Raw genomic sequence first — 21,978 nt, 5'->3', positions numbered from 1 at the left:
AAATTTATATCTTAGATAATTCTATATAATTGAAAGCCGCCATAGCTATTTTTACAAGATTAAAAATCTTAATTTTAATCATCAAGATAGATTAAAACAAGAGACAGTGATTTATCGGATCTTTAGCTATCTATAATTTTCATCAAAAAATTTTAACCGAACCGGATTGAGATAGATTCTCGTTCTTAAAATACCAACTTGTAAAAACTTCTTTTTTTCATTACATTTAAAAAAAGGCTCATATCTCAATTAATTTACTAGCCTACATAGAAAAAATGAAGCAGAAAGTACATTTGGAATCTTCAGATTGTTGCAGCTGTGAACATGACCATCACGATAATCATAACCATGTTCATCATCACAATCATAATGAGAATCATAACCATGACCACAATCATGAACACGGAGGAGAATTCAATCTGAAAAATGAGATATTGCCTTTGGTAGCAATTTTAAGTTTATATGCGCCTGGTGTGATTTTTGAAAATCAATTACACAATACATTCTACTCAATAGGAGAATATCTGCTTTTCATTCCTGCTTATTTATTAAGTGGGTGGAGTGTTTTAAAAACTGCTGGACGCAATATAGTCAGAGGTAGAATATTTGATGAAACCTTTTTAATGACGGTAGCAACATTAGGAGCGATCGCAATTCATAAATTACCCGAAGCTGTCGGGGTAATGTTATTTTACAAAATTGGAGAATTGTTCCAAGATATTGCCGTCAGCCGCTCTCGTAATTCGATCAAATCATTATTGGAAATTCGCCCAGACTATGCGAATATCCAAATAGAAGGAGAACTGAAGAAAGTATCACCAGAAACAGTAAACATTGGAGATATTATTGTTGTCAAGCCGGGAGAAAAGATTCCTTTAGATGGCGAAATTATAGATGGTAATTCGCAAATTGATACATCTGCATTAACTGGAGAATCTGTACCGCGAACGGTAAGAATTGGAGAAACAGTTTTTGCTGGGACGATTAACAAAACAGGTGCGCTCGTCATTAGAGTCACAAAACTATTTGATGAATCTTCCATTGCCAAGATTTTAGACTTGGTGCAAAATGCCAAAAGTAAAAAAGCAGCAACAGAAAAGTTTATTACTAAATTTGCCCAATATTATACACCAATCGTAGTTTTTACATCACTAGCAGTTGCAATATTGCCTCCTTTATTCATTTCGGGTGCAACTTCTTCCGAATGGGTTTATCGTGCCCTGATTTTACTAGTTATCTCCTGTCCGTGTGGACTCGTTATCAGTATTCCATTAGGTTACTTTGGAGGTGTAGGAGGTGCAGCTAGACGTGGAATTTTGGTTAAGGGCTCTACTTTTTTAGATACTTTAAATGCAGTTAATACAGTTGTTTTTGATAAAACTGGGACGTTAACAAAAGGGGTATTCAAAGTAGTAGAAATAGTACCATTAAATGGCTGGAATGAACAAGAACTGTTGCTATTAGCTGCCAAAGTAGAATCACAATCTAATCATCCTATCGCTCAATCTATCTGCAAGGCTTATGGTGGAAAAATTGATGAATTTGAGATTGGAGATTATGAAGAAATAGCAGGTTATGGAATTCGAGCCAAGATTGAAAATAGGGTAGTGATAGCGGGAAGCGATCGCCTATTACATAGAGAAAAGATTTCTCACGAGAATTGTCAGTTAGAAGGAACAGTAATTCATCTAGCAGTGGATAAGATTTACGCTGGCTATATTGTCATTGCTGATGAACTTAAAGAAGATGCAAGACTTGCTATTCAAGCACTCAAGCGAATGGGTGTAGAGAGAACAGTAATGTTGACAGGAGATAATCAAGCGATCGCTTCCCGCATTGCTCAACAGCTTGGCATAGATACTTACGAAGCAGAGTTATTACCTGAAGAAAAAGTTAATGCCATTGAAAAGTTACTCAGCACCGCTGCCAAGCATGGTAAAGTTGCCTTTGTTGGGGATGGAATTAATGATGCCCCAGTGATTGCTAGAGCAGATGTTGGTATGGCAATGGGTGGATTAGGCTCAGATGCAGCGATCGAAACTGCCGATATTGTAATCGTGACAGATGCACCATCGAAAGTGGCAGAAGCAATCCAAATCGCCAGAAAAACAAGGCAAATTGTTTGGCAAAATATTGGATTTGCGTTAGCAATTAAAGGTGTATTTATTGGATTGGGTATTTTCGGGATAGCGACAATGTGGGAAGCTGTATTTGCTGATGTCGGAGTAGCAATGCTGGCAATTTTAAACGCAACTAGAGCGATGAAATAAAGTTATTGGGAAATCGGGAATCTTTAATTGGTAATTTGTAGTAGTTAAAATATGAGAACTTCTCACTCATATTCTACTAACCAAAATAAAACCGATGAATTCATCAATCAAAGGCATTGCTACAGCTACTTTAGCTTTACTGCTAAACTATTCAGCAAACCCAGCCTTTGCACTACCCCAGAAAATCAATCACCCAATTACTGTTGCTAAATCGCAACCCTTAAAAGATACCTTAATTGTTCCTGGGGAAAGAGTTGGCCCGATAACACGCACAACCACCAAGCAGGATTTAGTCAAACTGTTTGGTGCATCCCATCTCGTTGATAAAACTATCTCTGGTGCTGAAGGAATAGGTAGTTTTGCAGCTACTCAGTTAAATCTAAATCAGGGGCGATCGCTGCTAGTGGTTTGGAGTGATAATACTCGTACCAAACCTCTAGATGTGCGTAACCTGGGTTCAGCTTGGAAAACCCGCGAAGGTATTGGAGTGGGAACCCCGTTGAGCGAGTTACGTAAAAAATTAGGTAATTTTAAACTTTATGGATTGGGTTGGGACTACGGCGGCACGATTTTGTTAGATAGTAGTAAATTATCCCGTTATCAAGGCAAAATCATTTTCCGAGTAGACGCTGCTCCCAATGCTTCTGAAAAGTTTCCCAATGACTACCAAGCAGTGTCTGGGGATGGTACTTTTTCCTCCAGCAATCCCCACTGGAAACCTTTGGGAATTAGGCTTGCAGAAATTATCGTTGTATTGAATTCAAGTGAGCAATGATCGGCTGCTAAACATCTAATTTGCTGGCTTAGGCAAAAGCGGACTATCTAAACCAGATTTTTATACTAGGTCTGGAAGTGGTAAATTACTTTTATAAGAAACTACATAAGTTACATCTATCGTCAGAATGATGTTTCAGCTATTGAAACAAAAGGCGATCGCTCAGATTCCTACATCAACATTCTGGCTACTCCTTTTGAGTAAAGATTATTCACTAAAAAAGTAATTGAATGTCCGATGAACAGTACTTAGAGCGTAGACGCCAAGCATTAGAACAGCAATATGATTTACTGATAGAAAAGGAAAAAATGCTACGGCGTGATTGGGCGATCCAGGCAAGCACAGCCATTCGCTTCCAACTGGAAAAGGAAATTGAACAAACTGAAACACAACTCAACGAACTAACTCAACAGCTTGATGCACTAGAACAAGCTTTATCTAGTGGAAGGGTGTATCGTGCTTTATTGAAATTGGGATATCAAACTCAGACGGGAGCATTCCGACAATTTATTAAAGCTCATTCTGTAGCAGCTTTCCTGATTCATGGCTCACTGTGGTATGGACAAGGCTGGTTATTGAATCGGTTGGTGTCAAAGTATGTTAGCAAGAACGTTAACGCTAAAAGAGTGGTAATTAACCTTACCCGCATTGCCCGTAGAAGTGATGTTGCTGCACTATGGCGTGAACTCAGTTATGGGGTCGGTCTTGGTTGGGGAAGCTCAAACTCGGACATTATAGAAAGAGTGTATAAATGGTCGCGAACTCAAACCATTTTGCTGATTTTTGACAATGTGAATCACCTGTCTGAAGCTTTTTTGCAAGAAATGATCCTTAAGTTCTGGTTTCCATTGGTGACTAAAGCTAGGGAAACTACTAGACAAACCAATCAATTCCAGCTATTCATGTTTTTGGTTGACAATGACGGCTGTGTGGGCAGTTGGAATATTTCTTTTGCAGAGCAACTCAACCCAGATTGGGAACCGGATACCCCTATTAAGCTACCTATAATTACCGAATTTTCCGAAAATGAGCTAGTTACTTGGATAAAATATGAAGCCGAGGAACTGCTAATCGACTTGGCAACAGAGGTAGAGGTAGATAAAGCAGTACGTGACATACTCCAAAACAGTGAGAATGGCATTCCAGAACCCGCCTTACAAGAAATTTGTCGCTTGTCTAATTGTGAATGGGAGCAAATATGGTTCAAGCCGTAGGTGGAAAACTCTTGGAATATACAGGTAAAGTTCAGCCACAGTTAGGAGAAAGAGGCGCGAACGGACAGCTTTTATATCCCTATTTTCCTAACCCCGAACTGGTAGAAGCGGTGAACTTGGCGATTTACTTAGAACGCCCCTTACTACTGAAGGGAGAACCAGGATGTGGGAAGACTTTACTGGCAAGTGCAGTTGCCTACGAGCTAGATTTGAAATTAGAAGCTTGGTATGTTAAATCCACCAGTCGAGCGCGAGATGGTTTGTATATTTACGATGCCGTGGGACGGTTGCGTGATGCCCAACTTGCAACCTCCAGTCGCCTAACACCAGAACAAATTCTGCGAATTGATGACCCGACTAGCTATGTACGCTGGGGGCCATTAGGACGAGCATTTCAGCAACAGCAGCGCACGGTAGTGTTAATTGATGAAATTGATAAAGCTGATATTGATTTTCCTAATGATTTGCTATTGGAATTAGACCAAAAACAATTCTTTGTGGAGGAAACAGGACAAAAAATTGAGGCCAAAGCAGCACCAATTGTTTTAATCACTAGTAATGATGAGAAGGATTTACCGGATGCCTTCTTGCGTCGATGTTTGTTTCACTATGTCGAATTTCCAAGTCGTGAGCGATTAATGGAAATTGTTAATGCTCTGTTTCCTACTTCACCCGAAGCTTTGGTGAAGCAAGCCATAGATAGCTTCTGGCGTCTGCGGGAGAAAATGCAAGAAGACAAGGGGGAGGCTGGCAAAAAGGTCAGCACTAGCGAATTAATTGATTGGTTTCGCGTTCTGCGCCGTTATCCTGAAGATGAAGCTCTGGCAAAACTGGATGGCAAGATACCTTATGCTGGCGTGTTGCTGAAAAGGTGGGATGACCATTTACGTTATTTGAGACAAAGCCGTGGATGTGAATGATTTGCCTCTGCTGGAACTGTTTACCAAACTGTGCGATGCTGGCTTACCACTTGGCATAGAGGAATATCAGTTAGTTCTACAAGCGATGCAAGCCGGCTTTGGAATTAATGATCAAGCTGCTTTGAAACGTCTGTGTCAGACTTTGTGGATCAAATCATCTGAAGAAAAGCAGGTGTTTGAAGATCATTTTGAACTGGTAATAGGTAATGAGCCTGGATTGTCAACTGCGGAAACATTGCCTACACAATCCGAACAGCATCAAGTTTCTCCGATTACCCGCTACGTAATTTTGGGGTTTATCGGAGTTGCTATTGGCTTGGGTGCTGGATTCTTTTTACAAAAGCCAATTCAAACACCAGAGCCAATTCAAACACCAGAGCCAATTCAAACACCAGAGCCAATTCAAACACCAATCTCAGATCCGATACCATCCTCAACCACAAAACCAACACCCCAAGCAATTAAAACACCAAAGCCGAACTCAAACCCAAGCCCAAACCCAAACCATTCAGATTGGCTTTTTTGGAGTTTTTTATTAGTTACAGCCATGATTTTTAAGTGGTTAGTTAGGCGAAATAATCAACAGCGCATTGTTGAAAGTACCTCGCATTCACAAGTAACCCCTACAGCTAATTCATCTCTGGCTGCAAAATTGACCCAGACGATAGAAGATGAGGTACAAGCAGTCAAAGCAGTTCTAGAAGCTACCAACAGAAATGAAGAAACTGTTTCCACGCGCCTCGTCTTGACTAGCGAGTATTTGCCTGTAACCGAGCGACAAATGAAACAAATTTGGCGTTACTTGCGCCACCCAGTACGTGAAGGACCAAAAATAGAGTTAGATATGGCAGCAACTATTCACCAGATTGGATGCCAAGGTTTATTGCTTGAACCTGTATTCATACCCCGTCGAGTGAATAAATCAGAATTACTCTTACTAATTGACCAAGATGGTTCAATGGTGCCTTTCCACTCGCTATCACGGCGGTTGGCAGAAACTGCCTTGCGTGGGGGACGTTTGGGCAAATCTGGAATTTACTACTTTCACAATTGCCCTATTGAATATCTTTACCACGACCCCCATCATCAGCAAGCAGAATTAATCACTAATATTGTTAACCATATTTGCTCAAATAGAACTGCTGTATTGATTTTTAGTGATGCTGGTGCTGTTCGTGGCAGATATAGCGATGAACGCTACGAATTAACTCAACAATTTATTGCCCAAATGAAACAACGGGTACGTTATATTGCTTGGCTTAATCCTATGCCGAGAAAGCGTTGGCTTCGTACAACAGCCGCAGAAATTGCCCATCTTGTCCCCATGTTTGAATTTAGCCACCAAGGTTTACAAGATGCTATTGCTGTGCTGCGTGGACGCTTTGCTAACTTTGAGAGGCAAATAATATGAGCAAGATTAGACTTGAAGAAATTGCCAAGCAACGCATTGAGTCTTTTGCAAAACTCGGCAAAGCTCATCTATATTTAGCATATCATGCTGCTTTTCCCTTAGCACTCACACCAGATTTGTTGTATCGTCTATGGGTTCAGTTCCAACGGGATATTGATGACCAAGTGTTAGGTATCCCTTGGGTAGCAGTAGCAGATTTGCTGGTTTCAAGCTTGTGTAATGAAGTCGGATATGAACTATACGAGATGGATTTAACAGTACGAAATCTGTTGTTGAGTCGTTTGCAGGAAGATAAAAAATTTGGTCAACAGCGGATTAATGAACTATCAAACTTTTTACTCGACTATGTAAGGCCAAAACTTGAAAGTAAAGATCCAGATATTCAAGATTTTGCTCTAACGCAGCAGTGGACAGCTTTAGCATACACGCAGCCTAATAAGGTAGCTCATGAATTGGCATTGGAATTCGATAAATTGGATTTTAATAATGAAGCAGAACTGATAAGAATCGTATCATTAACAGAAATATTTGCACAACCATTAGCTGAATTCGATCCTTTACTCAGTTATGCACGCGGAATGGGAAAGTTAGCCCGTGGGAATTTGGAGGCTGCAACAGATCAAGTTAGCAAAATCTTAGAAGGAGAAAATAAAATACGGGTTGCCGGAGTTGATTTACCTATTCCCGAAAAGATAAAAGCAAATCTTCCAGAGCTATTCGAGCAACTCGCTAACCATAAAAACGCGCTAAAAAGAAGTAGAATTTCATCACTATTCTTTTTATCTATATTAGCTCTAGGAACGCTGATTGGAGGCACAGGAATATACATTTTTAGATTTCATACATCTCAACTTACACAAAACTCATTATGTCCTAAAGAGACCTATAGTTTGAATGACAGAATTAGCCTGGGTGAAGAAATTTTATTAAAACAAGATACAAACTCAGATAAAGAAGCTGGAGTTCAAGCATTTTTAAATGGTGATTGTCAAACTGCTATTAATAAGTTAAATTTATATCGCAAAGCTAACAGCACAGACCCAGAAGCATTGATTTACTTGAATAATGCTAAGGCTCGTCAAAAAGAAAATCGGCTCAAAATTGCTGTGAGCGTACCTATTGGGACAAATCCAAATGTAGCAAAAGAGATACTGCGCGGTGTGGCTCAAGCTCAAGATGAGGTGAATAGCAGTGGCAGTATCAATGGCAAAGCATTGGAGGTAGCGATCGCTAATGATGATAATGATCCAAGTGAATCTGCACAGCTTGCCACTCGGTTTGGCAAAGATACCAACATCTTAGCTGTCGTGGGACATAATTCTAGTAATGCTTCTCTCTCGGCAGCCCCAGTCTATCAAAGAGACGGGTTAGTGATGATCTCTCCCACCAGTTTTGCCCAAAATCTTACTAGTGTTGGCAATTATATCTTCCGCACTGCTCCTAGTGTTAAATCTATAGCAGATAGCGTCTCTTATTACGCTATTAAAATAGCGGGGAAAACCAATTTTCTTATCTGTGTTGATTACCAAGGGATAGATAATCAGTCGTTTAAAAGTGAGTTTGTTAAAGCGATAAAGGCTGCTGGCAGTCAGATCAATTCTACAGAGTGTGATATTTCTGCCCGTGACTTTAACCCTAGTGTTGTCATTTCTCAAGCTGTAAGTAGTGGTGCTAATGCTTTGGTGTTAGGTCTTTATATAGACAAAATAAAACAAGGTCTAGCGGTGGCAGAATCTAATCAAGGGCAGTTGACTGTATTTGGTAGTCCTACACTTTTCACTGACGAAACCTTAAAGAATGGCAGCAGTATCAACGGACTGATAATCTCTGCACCTTGGTATCCCGCAGCATTTCCTAATAACATCTTTCCGCAAAAAGCCCAAAAACTTTGGGGTGCAACTGTCAATTGGCGAACAGCTACAGCTTATGATGCAACTTTGGCGATCATCGCAGGTTTACAACGAACCAATACCAACAGACGCGATGAATTACAAAAGGTGTTGCATAGTCCGAGTTTTTCAGTCGATGGTGCAACGGGAAAGATTCAGTTTTCACCATCAGGCGATCGCACAAATAATGCCATCTTCTTAGTCAAAGTTCAACAAATACCTGGCACTGACAACTATGAGTTTGTGCCGATTCAACCTTAAGCACAACGCAAACGATATAATGCTTTCACAGATTGTTTGTTAGAAGCCTTGTAAGGGAAGGCAGTGGTAAATAAGATAAGGATGGCAGCGATGGTGAAATATCTAATGAAAGCGATCGCACTTCTCCACAAGTTATAGATTATAAAAGGCGATGTCTAACGACAAGCTAGGAGCTACGCATTGCTCACCCACCGTATGACAAACCAAACTTTTACCAATGGTTATGCATTACTCATTGGCATAGGTGCTGATTTACCTGTCACAGTCATAGATGCAACGGCTGTACGAGATATACTGATTGATCCAAGTTGCGCCGCTTATCCACCAGAACAAGTCACACTCCTCACCGAAACCTCTGCAACTCGGCAAAATATCCTCGCAGCTTTTGACCAAATCATCGCCCAAGTCAATCAAAATTCTGATGCAACTGTGATCATTTACTACTCTGGTCATGGTGGACGCATCCAGCGCACCAATGAATACTTCCTTGTACCATTCGGCTATGACCCCAGTCAACGCGCAGACACAGCTATATCAGGTGTAGAATTTACCCAAACAATTGAAGCAATTACAGCGCGTAAACTTGTAGTTTTATTAGATTGTTGTCATGCAAGCGGCGTTCCAGCTTTGAAGGAACCAGGAGAAACCTTTGTAAAATCACCCTTACCCCCGGAACTGTTAAATGTACTAGGAACGGGAAGTGGTCGAGTTGTGATTGCTTCTTCGCGAGAAGACGAATATTCTTACACAGGTCACCCCTACAGTGCTTTCACCGATTGCTTGTTAGAAGCCTTGCAAGGTAAAGCAACTGTGAATAAAGATGGTTATGCACGTATTCTTGATATTTTAGTTTACTTATTTGACCAAGTGCCAAAAAGAGCATCAGGGCCACAACACCCGTTTGTAAATAAAGTGCTGGATTTGGGTGATAATTTTCCCCTTTGTTATTACGCAGGTGGAAGTAAATTTTTATCTGGTGAAACAGCAACTATTGAAACTAGTCCAATTTCTACTAGTTTAACTGCTGGACAGCGACGGCGATCGCAACAAAAACTAGACGCACTTCAGGCAGAGTTTGACATCCGCAGCGAGAAGTTAAGGCAGATGAAGAAAGCTTTGGCTATTGAGGCTGCTACGGCAGTCAAGTTTCAATTAGAACAGCAGCTTCTTGATGAAGAGGCAAAACTGGCATATCTTAGCGATGAACTGGAGAAACTTGAGTCTGGATTGCAATCATGAGACTTATGTAAATATACAGTTATTTGGTGCATAGAAATCAGGATTTACTCACCTAGAAACAAGGAAAATAGAGATATTCAGTTAATTGGTGTTTGTTTATACTATTTCATTTTTTTGTAGTCGTTATACTCATAACTTAGGTTCTACCTGGGAATTAGGAAGTGGCTTTGCCACTTCTTTTTATTTATCTAGTAATCCAGTAAAAAAGTAACTTTGTTAAACTTTTAATTTTTATTAATTGTTATATTATTTCAGAAAACATTTGCTAGACATACATGGTAGAGACGTACATCTATACGCCCCTACAAACGATTCATTTCTTGCAAAGATTGTTGACAATAGTTATAATGCGTGCATTTAATTGGCCAAGCAGGCTGACGAACTTTTGGTCATAATAAACATGATGTTAGTCATTACTCATTGTATCTTCCCATCTCTCACGCTTGGGCTTGCTTTCCACATTGCGCGATCGCATTTCTTGCCAAGTCCCCCACATTAGGGATTGCTGTTTTTCAACATGGTTAATAAACTGCATAATTGAGTAATCTGCTTTGATAGGAGTTTTCAAATCAAACTGAATTGTTTGAAGAATCTTGATGTCACCCATGAGAAAGTACTTAGCTGCAATCTTAGTCAGCCATAGCACAACTCGATTGCATAACCAACCAAAAACTCCTTTACGTTTTTTAGTCATCAATAGAACTTGACCTTCAGTTTTTCCGCCTTCGTAAAGGCGAACTGCAACCATCATGTGGACATGAAAGAAATCAGGACCAAGTGTCACAATGCCAATGCTACCGTACCAATAGCAAATACTGTAAGTTATGACATTTTTGTAAAAAAGACGGATGAGCTTAATCAAAAAGAAATTATCTTTGATGGGTGTAGTATTGCTGAAGATAATCGCATTCTCGTTTAGTTCGTGTCTTTCAAAAATAATTTCTAATGGCAATTTGTGAACTGTATTGAGGTGTTGAGCATCAATTGCATTAATCATTACCACATTTGGGTGACAGTTCAGCAAGAAGTGGGAATGGATGGCGACATCACACTCTTTTTGCTCTAACTCTGGAACAAATGGTAGAGGTTGTTGTGGTATTTCTCCAGTCCAAACCCAAATCATCCCATATTTTTCAGCAGTGGGCCAAGTTTGTAACTTTACCGAAGGTGGTACATCTAAACACGGGATATCAATACACATCCCCTCAGCATCAAACTTCCAGTGGTGGAAAAAACAACGTAGTGCATTACCTTCAACTTTGCCTTCAGCAAAGTGAGCGCCCATGTGTGGACAGTAAGCATCAAAGATAACTACTCTTTTATCTTTCCCACGGTAAATTACTAATTCTCTACCCAAAATCGTGACAGGTTTTACTTCACCCACCCGCAGATTTTGAGAGGGTATTACCCAATACCATCCCTCAATAAAACGCTCTGGATTATTGAAAATTTTAGTTTTACGGATTGAGCTAAAAGTCTGCGAGTTGAGATTCATTTGTATGGTTTCACTTGAAGTGAAGCAGTTGATCTAGAAATAACATGGAAACTTCAAAAAAACAGTTACTTTCAGTACCATGAGAAACAGCTACCCATTAACAATTCAAAATTCAAAATTTAAAATTCAAAATTAAAGACATTTCAGATGGGGATTGAAACCCCGACTGAAATTGTTGCTATATGTAGATGTAGAGGTCTTAAGCCTTTTAATTGACGATAAAAAGTTTCAATACTGGTGATAAATTTTTGCTTAACTCTCAAACAAGTTAATGTATAAAAAATATGTAATAATAATTACAAGAATTGAAAAAATCTACCATGTTAACTCAAGATAAAAAACTGCTTTTAATTGGTCAGGTAACAGATTTAACTGGAATACCCATTAGGACAATTCGTTATTACGAGAGTTTAGGTTTAATCAATTCATTAAGACGAACCGAGGGAGGCTTTCGCCAGTTTTCATTGGATGTGCTAACTCGTCTAGCATTCATTAAAAGGGCACAAAATCTTGGTCTTAGCCTAGAAGAGATTGGAAGTATTCTTCAGGTTTATGACCAAGGGCAAACTCCTTGTGGTGGAATCAAAGAAAAACTTGAAGAGAAGGTTTTGCAGATCGATCGCCAAATCGATCAGCTGTTAACTTTACGCTCTGAAATCAAGGGATTACTTTCAGGCTGGAAGAATATCAGCGACCATCATGAAAAGACAATTTGTCCGATTATTCAAAACACCTCTCAGGGCTGACACTAATCAGGAATCACGACTTTTATAGAGAAGAAACCACCACAACTCTAGTCCAATTAAGGCGAAACCTGCGATCGCAACCCCAACTTTCAAGCTTAAAGGTTGCTCTATGTGCTGGAATTGGCTGGTTTGTTCTGACGAGTGGGCTGGCATTTCTGCTAATGCTACGCCTGATGTTCCAGTAAGCAACACTAAAGCTATCAGGCTTCCCCAAAGCGTTTTTTGAGTGAACATTTGCTAAATTACCCTGCAATTATGAGATAGTTTTTGGTTGAAAGTTACGCAATCTGAGAGCATTGCTAACAACAGACAGCGAAGAAAGAGCCATCGCAGCGCCGGCGATAATTGGATTGAGTAACCAACCAAAGATGGGGAACAAAATTCCTGCTGCAATCGGAATACCAATGACGTTGTAAATAAAGGCAAAGAAGAGATTTTGTTTAATATTGTTGATGGTGGCGCGACTAAGTTGAATTGCTGTCACAATTAAGAGCAAATCGCCAGAAATTAGAGTGATATCGCTAGCTGCGATCGCCACATCTGTTCCCGTCCCAATCGCAATTCCCACATCAGCCTGTGCTAACGCTGGCGCATCATTTATCCCATCACCTACCATTGCGACAATTGAGTGCTGAGTTTTGAGTGAGAACTTACGAGAATTCTCTCCCCTTACTCCTCTGCCCCTCTGCACCTCTGCACCCCTGCCCCTCTGCTCCCCTTGCAAAGATTGAATAATCGCCGCCTTTTGATCTGGACGCACTTCGGCAAAGATTCGCTCTATGCCAACTTGTCTTGCGATCGCATCAGCAGTTTTACGATTATCTCCGGTAAGCATTACTACTTCTAAACCCCACTTCTGTAAGGCTTTCACCACTGCTGCTGATGAAGGTTTTAGGGCATCGGCAATACCCATTATTCCTTGTAGTTCGCCATCTACAGCAATCAAAATAACTGTTTTACCAGCAGCTTCCCAGGCATCTTTATACTGCTGGAGACTCATGGTGTTAATTCCAACTTCTGTTAACCAGCGTTGTGTACCAATTTGCACAAGCCGATTTGCCACAACTGCTTGCACACCACTACCTGCATTAGCTACAAAGTTTTTTGCATCTATTAAACTCACCTCTTGAGACTGGGCGTATTTTACAACCGCTTCAGCTAAAGGATGCTCAGAATTGCGTTCTACCGTTGCCGCTAATTGTAAAAGCTGGATTTCATTACCATTAGCTGTGCCGTTGACAGTTACAAAGTCTGTAACTGTCGGTTTCCCTTGAGTCAAAGTGCCGGTTTTATCTAAAACAATGGTTTGAATTTTGTGTGCTAGTTCTAAGCTGTCAGCACCTTTAATCAAAATGCCATTTTCTGCACCTTTGCCCGTCCCAACCATTACAGAAGTGGGCGTAGCTAAACCCAAAGCACAAGGACAAGCGATAATTAGTACACCCACCGTTGTCATTGTGGCTAGGGTAAGATTGCCAGTGAAATTAAACCAAATGATGAAAGTGGCGATTGCAACGGCAATTACAGCTGGTACAAACCATCCTGTAACTCGATCTGCCAAGCGCTGAATTGGTGCTTTAGAACCTTGCGCTTGTTGCACTAGTTTGACGATTTGAGCCAAAAACGTATCATTTCCGATTCGTGTCACCCGAAACTGAAATGCACCCGCACCGTTAATCGTTGCCCCAATCACCTCATCTCCTGGCTGCTTTTTGACTGGCAAACTTTCACCCGTCACCATCGCTTCATTTACCGTTGAAGCGCCTGCAATCACTTCGCCATCTACTGGAATCTTTTCACCAGGACGCACTAAAATCACATCGTTGATTCTGACTTCGGCGATGGGAAGATCAATTTCTCTACCATCACGGATAACTCTGGCATCTCTAGCTTGCAGTCCGATGAGTTTGCGGATAGCTTCAGAAGTTTGTCCCCTAGCGCGATTTTCTAACAACCGCCCCAGCAAAATTAAGGTAATCACAATGGCGGCAACTTCATAATAAATATGAGGTATCAAGCCTTGAGCAATAAAAAATTTCGGGAAAACAGTGACAAACAAAGAATATAGATATGCTGCACTTGTACCCAAAGCAATCAGCGTGTCCATCGTCGCCGTATGGCGCTTGAGGGATTTCCAGCCATTTCGGTAAAAAGATCCACCACACCAGAACACAACGGGGGTTGTCAGCACTAACTGTACCCAAGGATTTTGCAGGAAACTGGGAATCAAGGGTAAATTTAGCCCAGTCATCATGGGCAACGACCCCAAAAATAGGAAAATGCTGATTACACCTCCCACCGCTACCTTGAGAGAGAGTTGGCGTTGTAATGCTTGCCGACTTGCTTTCTCAGCATCATCTTCGGTGAGCAATTCTTCCTGAAGTGAGTCAGAAGAGTATCCCGCAGCTGCGATCGCACTTTGGATTTTTTCTAAATTCGTTAGAGAGCGATCGTATTTGATGGTAGCTTGCTCGGCTCCAAAATTAACGTTGCAGTCAATTACCCCAGAAACAGAGCGAATTGCCTTTTCGATGTTGTTGGCGCAAGCGGCACAACTCATGCCTCGAAGTTTGAGTGTGAGAGTATCCATGCTGAGGATTGGGGATTGGGGAATAGGGCATTGGGAAGAGGACAAGGGAGACAAGGTAGACAAGGTAGACAAGGGGGACAAGGTAGGAATCTTTCTCTTTGAAGTTCCCATCGCCAAAAGCTGGCGCTCAGACTTCTCTCCTTGTCTACCCCCTCTCCCTTGTCTTTCCATCTCCCCAGTCCCCGTTTACGCCACCGGATAGCCAGCGGCAGCTAACGCTTCTTTAATTGCTGTTTCTGATGCTTGAGTTTCAACATTGACAAGCTTGGTTGTTGGATCGGCCTGAACGCTAGCATTGGCATCGACTGCCTGAAGTGTTTTGGTGATGGTGCTTGCACAAGCAGAACAAGCCATGTTAGGAACTGTGAGTTGGAGAGTCATAGATTTACGGGATAATATGAACGGATGATTGAGACTTCTTGGCATTTGTCGGGAAAAGGGAAAGGGGGAAAGGGTAAAGGTTTTGTACTGTCCCCTTCCCCTTTAACCTTTTTCCTTTTCCCAACTCTTGCAAAAAACACTTTTGCAAGAGGTCTATTGAGACGTATCTCTCACACATTAGAAATAACTGGAAAGAGAGTCGCCTTGAATTTATCCTAGACTCTCTAGCCGGCTGGAGAGTCTAGAGATTTTTAAAAGTTTTCCGCTAAACTTCAAATTTCTTTACAACTTTGGTTTGACTGAGTAACCGTTGCCCATCAAAAATACAACGTACTACAAAACCCTTGTCATTTGATGAAACTGTGTGTTATTAAGGCTATATAACCACATTAGTCAGAATTAACCTGTTGTTTTGCCCACAGTTTGGGAAAAATGACCTTCTGCACTAATTGAGACGTGGCTGCTGAACCAAGTCTCCTCCTCTCTTCACAACAAAGGGTCTTCTTTAAGACCTTATTTGGAGTTTTCATGCAGCCAAAAAATCTTAAACGTCTCCTGCGTGCTTTAGAGCGGCAAGGTTTAGATGTAACTTATAACAATCGCACTTATTCAGTTCGTTTAGTTAATTCTCCTGATGCCCCTGTAGCAGAAGTGTTGCTGCCAGAAGACTTCCCCGTAGAAGCTAAGGCATTGAAGCAGTTGGCAAATTTAGCAAGCGTCCGTCACTCGTCAGGTGGATGCGTTTGTCGTGCCTGTGCTACGCCTGACTTTCACCCAGGTGATGCAGGTGTTGCCATTGGTTCAGTCGTAGAAACTGTAGGTCAAGTCATTCCTGGTGCTGTCGGTTCTGACATCAATTGTGGGATGCGTTTGCATGTTGCTGATTTGACAATCGACGAATTCCTGGCAAAGCGCGACCAATTCGTAGAACGGATGAAGGGGGATTACTTCTTCGGTACGCGTAATGTGACAATGACTGCTCGTACAATGCGATCGCTATTTCAGTACGGAGTTCTCGGTTGGCTGGATGCCATGCTAGACGAGCCTACGGGGAGTGTAATCAAATCTGATTTACAACAACTTGCCCAAGAGAGCGATGGCTCCGCCAACGCCAGGGGCGAACGCATTTTCTTAGGTGGTTCAATGGATGGTGACTGGAAACTAGCGCCTGAAGAATTGGTTCCCGATGCTGGACTAGTACGCGATGGCGGACTGGCAACCATTGGTGGCGGCAACCATTTTGTCGAAGTGCAACGGGTTGATAAAGTCGAAAATCGCCTACTTGCCCACACTTGGGGAGTGCGTGAGGGACAGCTAGCTTTTATGATTCACTCTGGTTCTCGAAACGTGGGTAAGTTTATTGGGGGAATGTGGCGAGATAAAGCTAAGGCGACTTGGCAAAAAGGTTTGAAGTACCCTGATTCTCAGATTTTTCCTCTCTCTACTTATTCGCACCCCGAACTAGTTGCTAGTTACCTGCAAGCTGAGGCCACTGCTGCTAACTATGCTTTTATCAATCGCCTGCTATTAGCAGAATTGCTACGTCTGCGTTTGCGGGAAGTATACAAAGATGTGGAAGCACCTCTAGTTTATGACTTGCCCCATAACATCACTTTGGCAGAAGGTGAAGGATGGGTAACACGCAAGGGCGCTTGTCCTGCCCATCTAGGGCAACCAGTGATTATCCCTGGTTCAATGGGTGCTTATTCTTATCTGATGGTGGGTAGAGGCAATGCAGCATTTTGTAATTCGGCGTCACATGGGGCGGGAAGAATTCGTTCTCGCTTCGATCTCAGTCGTAAAGGTGCATCTCAAAGTGAAGCAGAACTGGGATTAACTGGGGTAGACTGCATCACCCTGCGTGAAGAACGCCGAATTGAGGAAGCACCTGCTGCCTACAAACCAATTCAGTCTGTGATTGATGTGCAAGTTGAGGCAGAAATGGTAGACGTTGTGGCGCGATTGAGTCCAGTGTTGACGTTTAAGGGGTAGCTGTTAAATAAAAAGCCCCTGGTAAACACCAGGGGTATCCATCTTTATTCCCTCATATAGAATCGCATCTGTGAAGCTATAGTAAATCCGTATTAATGCGATAATTGCATATTAATGATGATTATTTTGCAACTGGTGAGCTAGATCGGAATTTACTCAGTGGCATGGATGAGAGCTATATCTACGACGGTCATTGAGCGCAGCCGTTCGCGGAGCATCTCGTAGAGAAGTGCGGGCTAGACCTACGCTTTTTTGCAATCACCATTCAAAACATGGGATTGTGTTCATTATCCCAACACTTGCGATCGCTCCAATTTCTGCCAGTATGTTCGCATTCAGATGCATTATCTATCCAAGGAATCGATGTAGAGTGGTACGAGTTTCCAATGGAAGCGAATAAGCTAGCACTGAATAAGGGTAATAATAAAGATAAAATTATTAATGTACCAATTGGTAGAGTGAGTAAATATGCAGTCAGCAGTAATATGTTGCTATGAGTCAAAATAAATGTACCTATTTTCTTGTTTTTTTGACGAGTTTTTAAGCTGGTTTTTGAATTCGAGAAATACATAATGCAATCCTATTAATACCAGTTTATATAAGAATCAAATTTGATTTTTAAAAGTCAAGCTAACTCAGAGCAAGCGCGATAGGGTTTTGCTCTCAGTATATTTAGCAAAAATCAAATATGAGTTTTATATAAGTATGGATTTTTACGTAAAAATATTATTCAGGCTATACACTCTGATGTCAAAGGTACAAGTGACGACTTCTTAGAACCTTTAATTTTTCAGGGCTAAAAAAGGTTTTTAATGAAAAAATATTGAAGTTATGGCGATCGCTCTTACGTAAATTCTTGCAAATTTCACTTACATCCAGTTTAACCTATACAGCAACAATGCTGGTATATGACTGGATATCTATATACAGCAGTTTTCAAGTTGGTGAGGTACATAAGCTAAGTCTATTACCCAGACAGAAAGAGTGTTTTACTTCTGAATTCTGATCTATCTGGATCTGATACCAAAATTTGGTGTAATCCTGGCAGAATACAAGTAGCACTATTTCTTTTTTATGCCTAGAGACGATAAATTTGAAACTTCACAAAAGAGTGCATCTGCGATCGTTTGGTTATGAAGATGTTTTAACTGAACTAAAAACGCGAATTTCTAGCGCTCAGTTACGAGCCGCAGTTGCAGTCAATAAAGAATTACTATTACTCACTCTTGGAATGATTCTATGCAAAAGTAAAAATAAGGTAATTTGCCAACAATCGAGCAGTTACAAGCTGAATTGGAAACGATTACTAAAATTGAATTAGGACTTGGTTTAGGTGCAAAATTTGAGGGGAAAATAATTCATCCACTTGGAGAAACAGTAGACGAGCAAAACAAAATCAAGCAACACTAACTTGACCAAAGAAAATGTGGTCAGCGCGAGACGCAAAGAAACGGAGAGAGTATTTAATAACTTCTCCGCATCTGTGCGTCTTCAACAAACAACTACCACCAAACTCGATTTCCATTTTCGTCAACTCGTGCTTCCCGAATTACGTCGGAAATTTCTTCAGCATCTTTAACGTGATGAAGTGCCTTCTTTTCACCGTCGGGTTCATCGACAACGAAGTAAGTAGGTACTGTGATTTTGTCGCCTGTAATATCTGGTACATCATCAATAGCTGCCTGTTTAGCCTTCTCTTCAACTGATTGAGGCTTATCAGAAATTCTATCTCCTGGATTCGCGGTTAAGTTTCTTTCGTTCACATCTGGCTTTTCACGAGAATCCCGATCTTCGCTTACTGGTTGATTAATTTGATTTTCTTGATTTTTATCACTCATGGCGCTTTCAATTCTTAAAATATGGAACTCGACTAACAACAGCTTAAAAAATCAAGGGTATAAAGAGTTCTTTCTCTGGAGAGAATTTGAGAATATATTTTGAAGAGATTTTCTGAGGAACATATCTTAGGTTATACCCTAGCTCTGAGGTTTATAAATAACCTCCTACTCCAGAGATAAATAATAATTAAAAATTACAGTTCAGGAATAGCTCTTAAAAAACCAATTTTAGGAAAATGAACCCATAGCAAACACAAATTTACATTAATCCAAATGCGATCGCTAATTTTTCTTAATATTCATTCGCTGGTTAACACTAAAGTACCTAAATTAGAAAGTAGCGATCGCGTCGATCGCTTTCATCGCTACGATCGAGCGAGAAACTAGGAGTTGATCTGAGAAATGCCTAAGCCGTTATACTCACGATTTACAATTATGGATTGAGCAAACCATTAAACAGTTATAAAATCAAGTTACAAAATCATGAATTTAAGGCGTTGGATATTGAGCATTTGATTGAGGAACTAGTTGATTTGGGTAAGGCAGAGAAAAATGCCCAGATTTTAGATGAAGATTTTTACGGGCTGTAGACGATTGCTCGTTGTCATATTGCTTTACATCTAGATAGACAGCTTGACCGAAAAGTTCTACAATCTGACTGATTGTGGTAAATTTACCTATTGCCCAATCCATATAAGCATAGTAAAGATTTTCTAGTGATTCCGTTTGATTGCGGAAGCACTAAATTAATATAGGAAAGTCTTTGAGTAAAGGGCAGCAGACAAATGGATGTAAAGCTGATTTTAGCTGGATTAACAGTTATATTTACACTTTCGTGCTTATTTTTTGGCACGAAGAATGGATTCTATGATTCAGATAATTATCATGGCAATGGCTCCGCACATTGAGATAAATCTGTAGACGCTCGATCGGCTTACCGGAGGGTGAGTTGGCTAAGAGCGCTCAAAACTTGTAAAGGGAAAACAAACGGCAAACTCCTTGAGCTACTAGTTTGATGGCTTCTGGTTAGCCCACCTTTCCGAATCAGTGCAGGTTCGGTGCAGGCGTCCTCCCCAATCAAAAATCCGTATTCTCAGGGTGTAGGGGCGCACGATAAAACTTACCCCTAAGTCACAAAACCAAAATTTGTGTAACTTTTGGCTTTTGGGATATGTCCATGATGATGAGGTTTGAGGGGAGGAGAGCATGAGGGATAATCTATCGGCATCCTCTCGCGTAGATGCTGCGGAACTAGGTAGTGAATTAGAATGTTTCCCCTATAGTGTCCAGCATGACAATGAGGGTGTGTGTTTGTTGGTGAAGATGGGCCCGCACCGCATCCTATTGGACTGTGGTTTTGAGGATATTTCATCGCTGGCTAAGGGGCTGACTAAATCGGGACGTGGAACTAGTTCGCCTCTACCAGCAGATTTAGTTTTGATTAGTCATGCCCACCCAGATCATGCTAAAGGCTTACTGGCGCTGCATACAGCTTTTCCCAAGTTACCAATTTATGGTAGTGAGGTAACTAGCAAGTTACTACCGCTGAATTGGGTAGATGAAGACCCTGAGAAAATTTCTCAATTTTGTCATGCCCTGCCATTGCGATCGCCTGTAGAATTCCAAGATGGTTTAGTGGCAGAATTATTTCCCGCAGGACATTTACCAGGAGCAGTAGCAATTCTCCTTACCTATACCACCCAGCAGCGTACTTACAAGCTACTGTATACAGGAGACTTTTTCTTATCGAACTCCCGACTAGTAGAAGGTTTGCGTTTAGAGGAACTGCGGGGTTTGGATTTGGATGTGCTAATTATTGAAGGTAGTTATGGCACATCCCGTCATCCTCACCGCCGCAACCAAGAAAATCAACTAGCCGAGCGAATTAATCGAGCGATCGCTGACCATTGTTCTGTAATCCTTCCTACCCCAGCTTTAGGATTAGGTCAAGAATTATTAATGCTCTTGCGATCGCATCACCACTTCACCGGACGAGATTTAGATATTTGGGTAGATGGTGCTGTCGCCACTGGATGCGATGCATATCTTGAACTACTACCCCATCTCCCTCCATCGGTGCAGAACTTCGCCCGCCATCAACCCTTATTTTGGGATGAACGGGTACGTCCCCGCGTGCGTCGTCTCCAACCAGAACATCGTCCCAGTGTAGGCAAGTCACCTTGTATTGTCCTCACCGACTCGACATCTGATTTAGGCGAACACTGCCAATTAGACACCGGGCCTTGGCTGATTCTCCTGCCAGAAAAAATTGATATAAAAGTTAACAAAGAATATTTAGCGCCCAGTACTGTCGAAACTTATCTCTTAGCTCAACATAGCGATGGCCCTGGTACTACACAGCTAATTCATAATTTGCGACCCCAGCACGTCGTTTTTGTCCACGGTTCTCCTGCCTACTTGGCAGACCTGACTAGCTTAGAGGAGTTGCAAAACCGCTACCACGTACATTCCCCGTCGGCTGATACTTTAGTAGAACTACCCATCGGCGACACATTTTTACAACCAGCAGCACCAGAAACTAACTATGAAGGGGAACTGACAGAATTAGGAACAGTAATCACAATCACCCTACCGAATGTGATTACTGCCGATCCGCGTTGGCGGCAATTCGCTGATACTGGTTTAATCGAAGCTCGTTGGCAAGGAGAAGAATTAGTATTAAGGGGATTGTCTCAACGAGAACTGCTCAACCAGAACAGCGATCGCTATACCTGGACAGATGTAGACTGTTGTGGTACTTGCCGACATCAAAGGGGGCAGCGGTGTTGGAATCCAGCTTCCCCGTTGTATAACTTTAAAGTAACTCTCGAAGGTTACTGTCCTGCCTTTGAAGGTTTGAATGATAGCCAATAGTCATTAGTTCTTTGTCCTTTGTCCTTTGTCATTTGTCCTTTGTCATTTTTGACTAATGACCAATGACTAATGACCAATGACTA

18 protein-coding genes are annotated in these 21,978 nt (G+C 41.3%); 13 read left to right on the top strand and 5 right to left on the bottom strand.

All coding sequences use genetic code 11. The annotated features are described in order from the left end of the window. Positions 1 to 275 precede the first annotated feature (275 nt). The 7 genes from RM368_RS08900 to RM368_RS08870 all read left to right on the top strand — a co-directional run bounded on the left by RM368_RS08900 (position 276) and on the right by RM368_RS08870 (position 9,979). Complete coding sequence (locus RM368_RS08900; protein WP_322693746.1) at positions 276 to 2,270, top strand: heavy metal translocating P-type ATPase; 1,995 nt, start codon at positions 276 to 278, stop codon at positions 2,268 to 2,270. Between the two features lie 94 nt (positions 2,271 to 2,364). Beyond that, the gene (locus RM368_RS08895; RefSeq protein WP_322693745.1) at positions 2,365 to 3,045 is read left to right on the top strand and encodes a hypothetical protein; all 681 of its coding nucleotides are present in this window, start codon (positions 2,365 to 2,367) and stop codon (positions 3,043 to 3,045) included. Between the two features lie 230 nt (positions 3,046 to 3,275). Next, on the top strand, positions 3,276 to 4,259 hold the full coding sequence (locus RM368_RS08890) for a hypothetical protein (protein WP_322693744.1): 984 nt from the start codon (positions 3,276 to 3,278) through the stop codon (positions 4,257 to 4,259). Next, a complete protein-coding gene (locus tag RM368_RS08885; RefSeq protein WP_322646898.1) occupies positions 4,244 to 5,179 on the top strand; it encodes a MoxR family ATPase in 936 nt (311 codons plus the stop codon). Before RM368_RS08890 ends, RM368_RS08885 begins: the two co-directional genes overlap by 16 nt. After that, positions 5,166 to 6,590 carry a hypothetical protein gene (locus RM368_RS08880; RefSeq protein ID WP_322693743.1) on the top strand — a complete coding sequence of 475 codons (1,425 nt, stop codon included), beginning with the start codon at positions 5,166 to 5,168 and terminating at the stop codon, positions 6,588 to 6,590. The genes RM368_RS08885 and RM368_RS08880 overlap by 14 nt, the downstream gene beginning before the upstream one ends. Then, positions 6,587 to 8,740, top strand: a complete 2,154-nt coding sequence (locus RM368_RS08875; RefSeq protein WP_322693742.1) for an ABC transporter substrate-binding protein — start codon at positions 6,587 to 6,589, stop codon at positions 8,738 to 8,740. Before RM368_RS08880 ends, RM368_RS08875 begins: the two co-directional genes overlap by 4 nt. Positions 8,741 to 8,935: 195 nt before the next feature. Then, positions 8,936 to 9,979: a caspase family protein gene (locus tag RM368_RS08870; RefSeq protein WP_322693741.1), complete on the top strand. Its 1,044-nt coding sequence runs from the start codon at positions 8,936 to 8,938 to the stop codon at positions 9,977 to 9,979. 406 nt (positions 9,980 to 10,385) lie between these two features. Here RM368_RS08870 and RM368_RS08865 read toward each other — a convergent pair whose 3' ends face one another. Then, a complete protein-coding gene (locus RM368_RS08865) occupies positions 10,386 to 11,474 on the bottom strand; it encodes an aromatic ring-hydroxylating dioxygenase subunit alpha (protein WP_322693740.1) in 1,089 nt (362 codons plus the stop codon). 320 nt (positions 11,475 to 11,794) lie between these two features. Between RM368_RS08865 and RM368_RS08860 the strand changes: the two genes are divergently transcribed. After that, the gene (locus RM368_RS08860) at positions 11,795 to 12,220 is read left to right on the top strand and encodes a heavy metal-responsive transcriptional regulator (protein WP_322693739.1); all 426 of its coding nucleotides are present in this window, start codon (positions 11,795 to 11,797) and stop codon (positions 12,218 to 12,220) included. A 6-nt stretch (positions 12,221 to 12,226) separates the two neighbouring features. On the opposite strand, the gene RM368_RS08855 is transcribed toward RM368_RS08860, so the two are convergent. The 3 genes from RM368_RS08855 to RM368_RS08845 all read right to left on the bottom strand — a co-directional run bounded on the left by RM368_RS08855 (position 12,227) and on the right by RM368_RS08845 (position 15,191). Further along, positions 12,227 to 12,454, bottom strand: a complete 228-nt coding sequence (locus RM368_RS08855) for a hypothetical protein (protein ID WP_322693738.1) — start codon at positions 12,452 to 12,454, stop codon at positions 12,227 to 12,229. 19 nt (positions 12,455 to 12,473) lie between these two features. Then, entirely contained in the window at positions 12,474 to 14,810 is a 2,337-nt protein-coding gene (locus tag RM368_RS08850; RefSeq protein ID WP_322693774.1) for a heavy metal translocating P-type ATPase, read from the bottom strand. A 186-nt stretch (positions 14,811 to 14,996) separates the two neighbouring features. Continuing rightward, positions 14,997 to 15,191 carry a heavy-metal-associated domain-containing protein gene (locus tag RM368_RS08845; RefSeq protein ID WP_322672151.1) on the bottom strand — a complete coding sequence of 65 codons (195 nt, stop codon included), beginning with the start codon at positions 15,189 to 15,191 and terminating at the stop codon, positions 14,997 to 14,999. Positions 15,192 to 15,719: 528 nt separating this feature from the next. Here RM368_RS08845 and RM368_RS08840 point away from each other — a divergent pair. The 3 genes from RM368_RS08840 (at position 15,720) to RM368_RS08830 (ending at position 18,593) form a co-directional block, all read left to right on the top strand. Next, positions 15,720 to 17,183, top strand: coding sequence for an RtcB family protein (locus RM368_RS08840; RefSeq protein ID WP_322693737.1), 1,464 nt, complete (start codon positions 15,720 to 15,722; stop codon positions 17,181 to 17,183). A gap of 272 nt (positions 17,184 to 17,455) precedes the next feature. Next, on the top strand, positions 17,456 to 17,680 hold the full coding sequence (locus RM368_RS08835; RefSeq protein WP_322693736.1) for a hypothetical protein: 225 nt from the start codon (positions 17,456 to 17,458) through the stop codon (positions 17,678 to 17,680). Between the two features lie 766 nt (positions 17,681 to 18,446). After that, positions 18,447 to 18,593, top strand: a complete 147-nt coding sequence (locus tag RM368_RS08830) for a hypothetical protein (RefSeq protein ID WP_322693735.1) — start codon at positions 18,447 to 18,449, stop codon at positions 18,591 to 18,593. Positions 18,594 to 18,685: 92 nt separating this feature from the next. Here the strand turns inward: RM368_RS08830 and RM368_RS08825 are convergent, their stop codons facing one another. Continuing rightward, positions 18,686 to 19,021 carry a hypothetical protein gene (locus RM368_RS08825; protein WP_322693734.1) on the bottom strand — a complete coding sequence of 112 codons (336 nt, stop codon included), beginning with the start codon at positions 19,019 to 19,021 and terminating at the stop codon, positions 18,686 to 18,688. A 440-nt stretch (positions 19,022 to 19,461) separates the two neighbouring features. Here RM368_RS08825 and RM368_RS38720 point away from each other — a divergent pair, with 440 nt between their 5' ends. Together RM368_RS38720 and RM368_RS08815 are read left to right on the top strand one after the other, a co-directional pair. Continuing rightward, positions 19,462 to 19,611 carry a DUF29 family protein gene (locus tag RM368_RS38720; RefSeq protein ID WP_416212223.1) on the top strand — a complete coding sequence of 50 codons (150 nt, stop codon included), beginning with the start codon at positions 19,462 to 19,464 and terminating at the stop codon, positions 19,609 to 19,611. A 616-nt stretch (positions 19,612 to 20,227) separates the two neighbouring features. Next, positions 20,228 to 21,895, top strand: a complete 1,668-nt coding sequence (locus RM368_RS08815; RefSeq protein WP_322693732.1) for an MBL fold metallo-hydrolase — start codon at positions 20,228 to 20,230, stop codon at positions 21,893 to 21,895. Positions 21,896 to 21,978: the final 83 nt, after the last annotated feature.

Source organism: Nostoc sp. DedSLP03 (assembly GCF_034530815.1).
In the GTDB taxonomy this organism is placed as follows: domain Bacteria; phylum Cyanobacteriota; class Cyanobacteriia; order Cyanobacteriales; family Nostocaceae; genus Nostoc.
This window is presented reverse-complemented; position numbering and strand designations above follow the sequence as displayed.

Bases quoted from the DNA above. Each gene is read 5' to 3' on its own strand.
- RM368_RS08900 (WP_322693746.1), top strand. From the start codon at position 276: ATGAAGCAGAAAGTACATTTGGAATCTTCAGATTGTTGCAGCTGTGAA.
- RM368_RS08895 (WP_322693745.1), top strand. From the start codon at position 2,365: ATGAATTCATCAATCAAAGGCATTGCTACAGCTACTTTAGCTTTACTG.
- RM368_RS08890 (WP_322693744.1), top strand. From the start codon at position 3,276: ATGTCCGATGAACAGTACTTAGAGCGTAGACGCCAAGCATTAGAACAG.
- RM368_RS08885 (WP_322646898.1), top strand. From the start codon at position 4,244: ATGGTTCAAGCCGTAGGTGGAAAACTCTTGGAATATACAGGTAAAGTT.
- RM368_RS08875 (WP_322693742.1), top strand. From the start codon at position 6,587: ATGAGCAAGATTAGACTTGAAGAAATTGCCAAGCAACGCATTGAGTCT.
- RM368_RS08870 (WP_322693741.1), top strand. From the start codon at position 8,936: ATGACAAACCAAACTTTTACCAATGGTTATGCATTACTCATTGGCATA.
- RM368_RS08865 (WP_322693740.1), bottom strand. From the start codon at position 11,474: ATGAATCTCAACTCGCAGACTTTTAGCTCAATCCGTAAAACTAAAATT.
- RM368_RS08860 (WP_322693739.1), top strand. From the start codon at position 11,795: ATGTTAACTCAAGATAAAAAACTGCTTTTAATTGGTCAGGTAACAGAT.
- RM368_RS08855 (WP_322693738.1), bottom strand. From the start codon at position 12,454: ATGTTCACTCAAAAAACGCTTTGGGGAAGCCTGATAGCTTTAGTGTTG.
- RM368_RS08850 (WP_322693774.1), bottom strand. From the start codon at position 14,810: ATGGATACTCTCACACTCAAACTTCGAGGCATGAGTTGTGCCGCTTGC.
- RM368_RS08845 (WP_322672151.1), bottom strand. From the start codon at position 15,191: ATGACTCTCCAACTCACAGTTCCTAACATGGCTTGTTCTGCTTGTGCA.
- RM368_RS08840 (WP_322693737.1), top strand. From the start codon at position 15,720: ATGCAGCCAAAAAATCTTAAACGTCTCCTGCGTGCTTTAGAGCGGCAA.
- RM368_RS08835 (WP_322693736.1), top strand. From the start codon at position 17,456: ATGGGATTGTGTTCATTATCCCAACACTTGCGATCGCTCCAATTTCTG.
- RM368_RS08825 (WP_322693734.1), bottom strand. From the start codon at position 19,021: ATGAGTGATAAAAATCAAGAAAATCAAATTAATCAACCAGTAAGCGAA.
- RM368_RS08815 (WP_322693732.1), top strand. From the start codon at position 20,228: ATGAGGGATAATCTATCGGCATCCTCTCGCGTAGATGCTGCGGAACTA.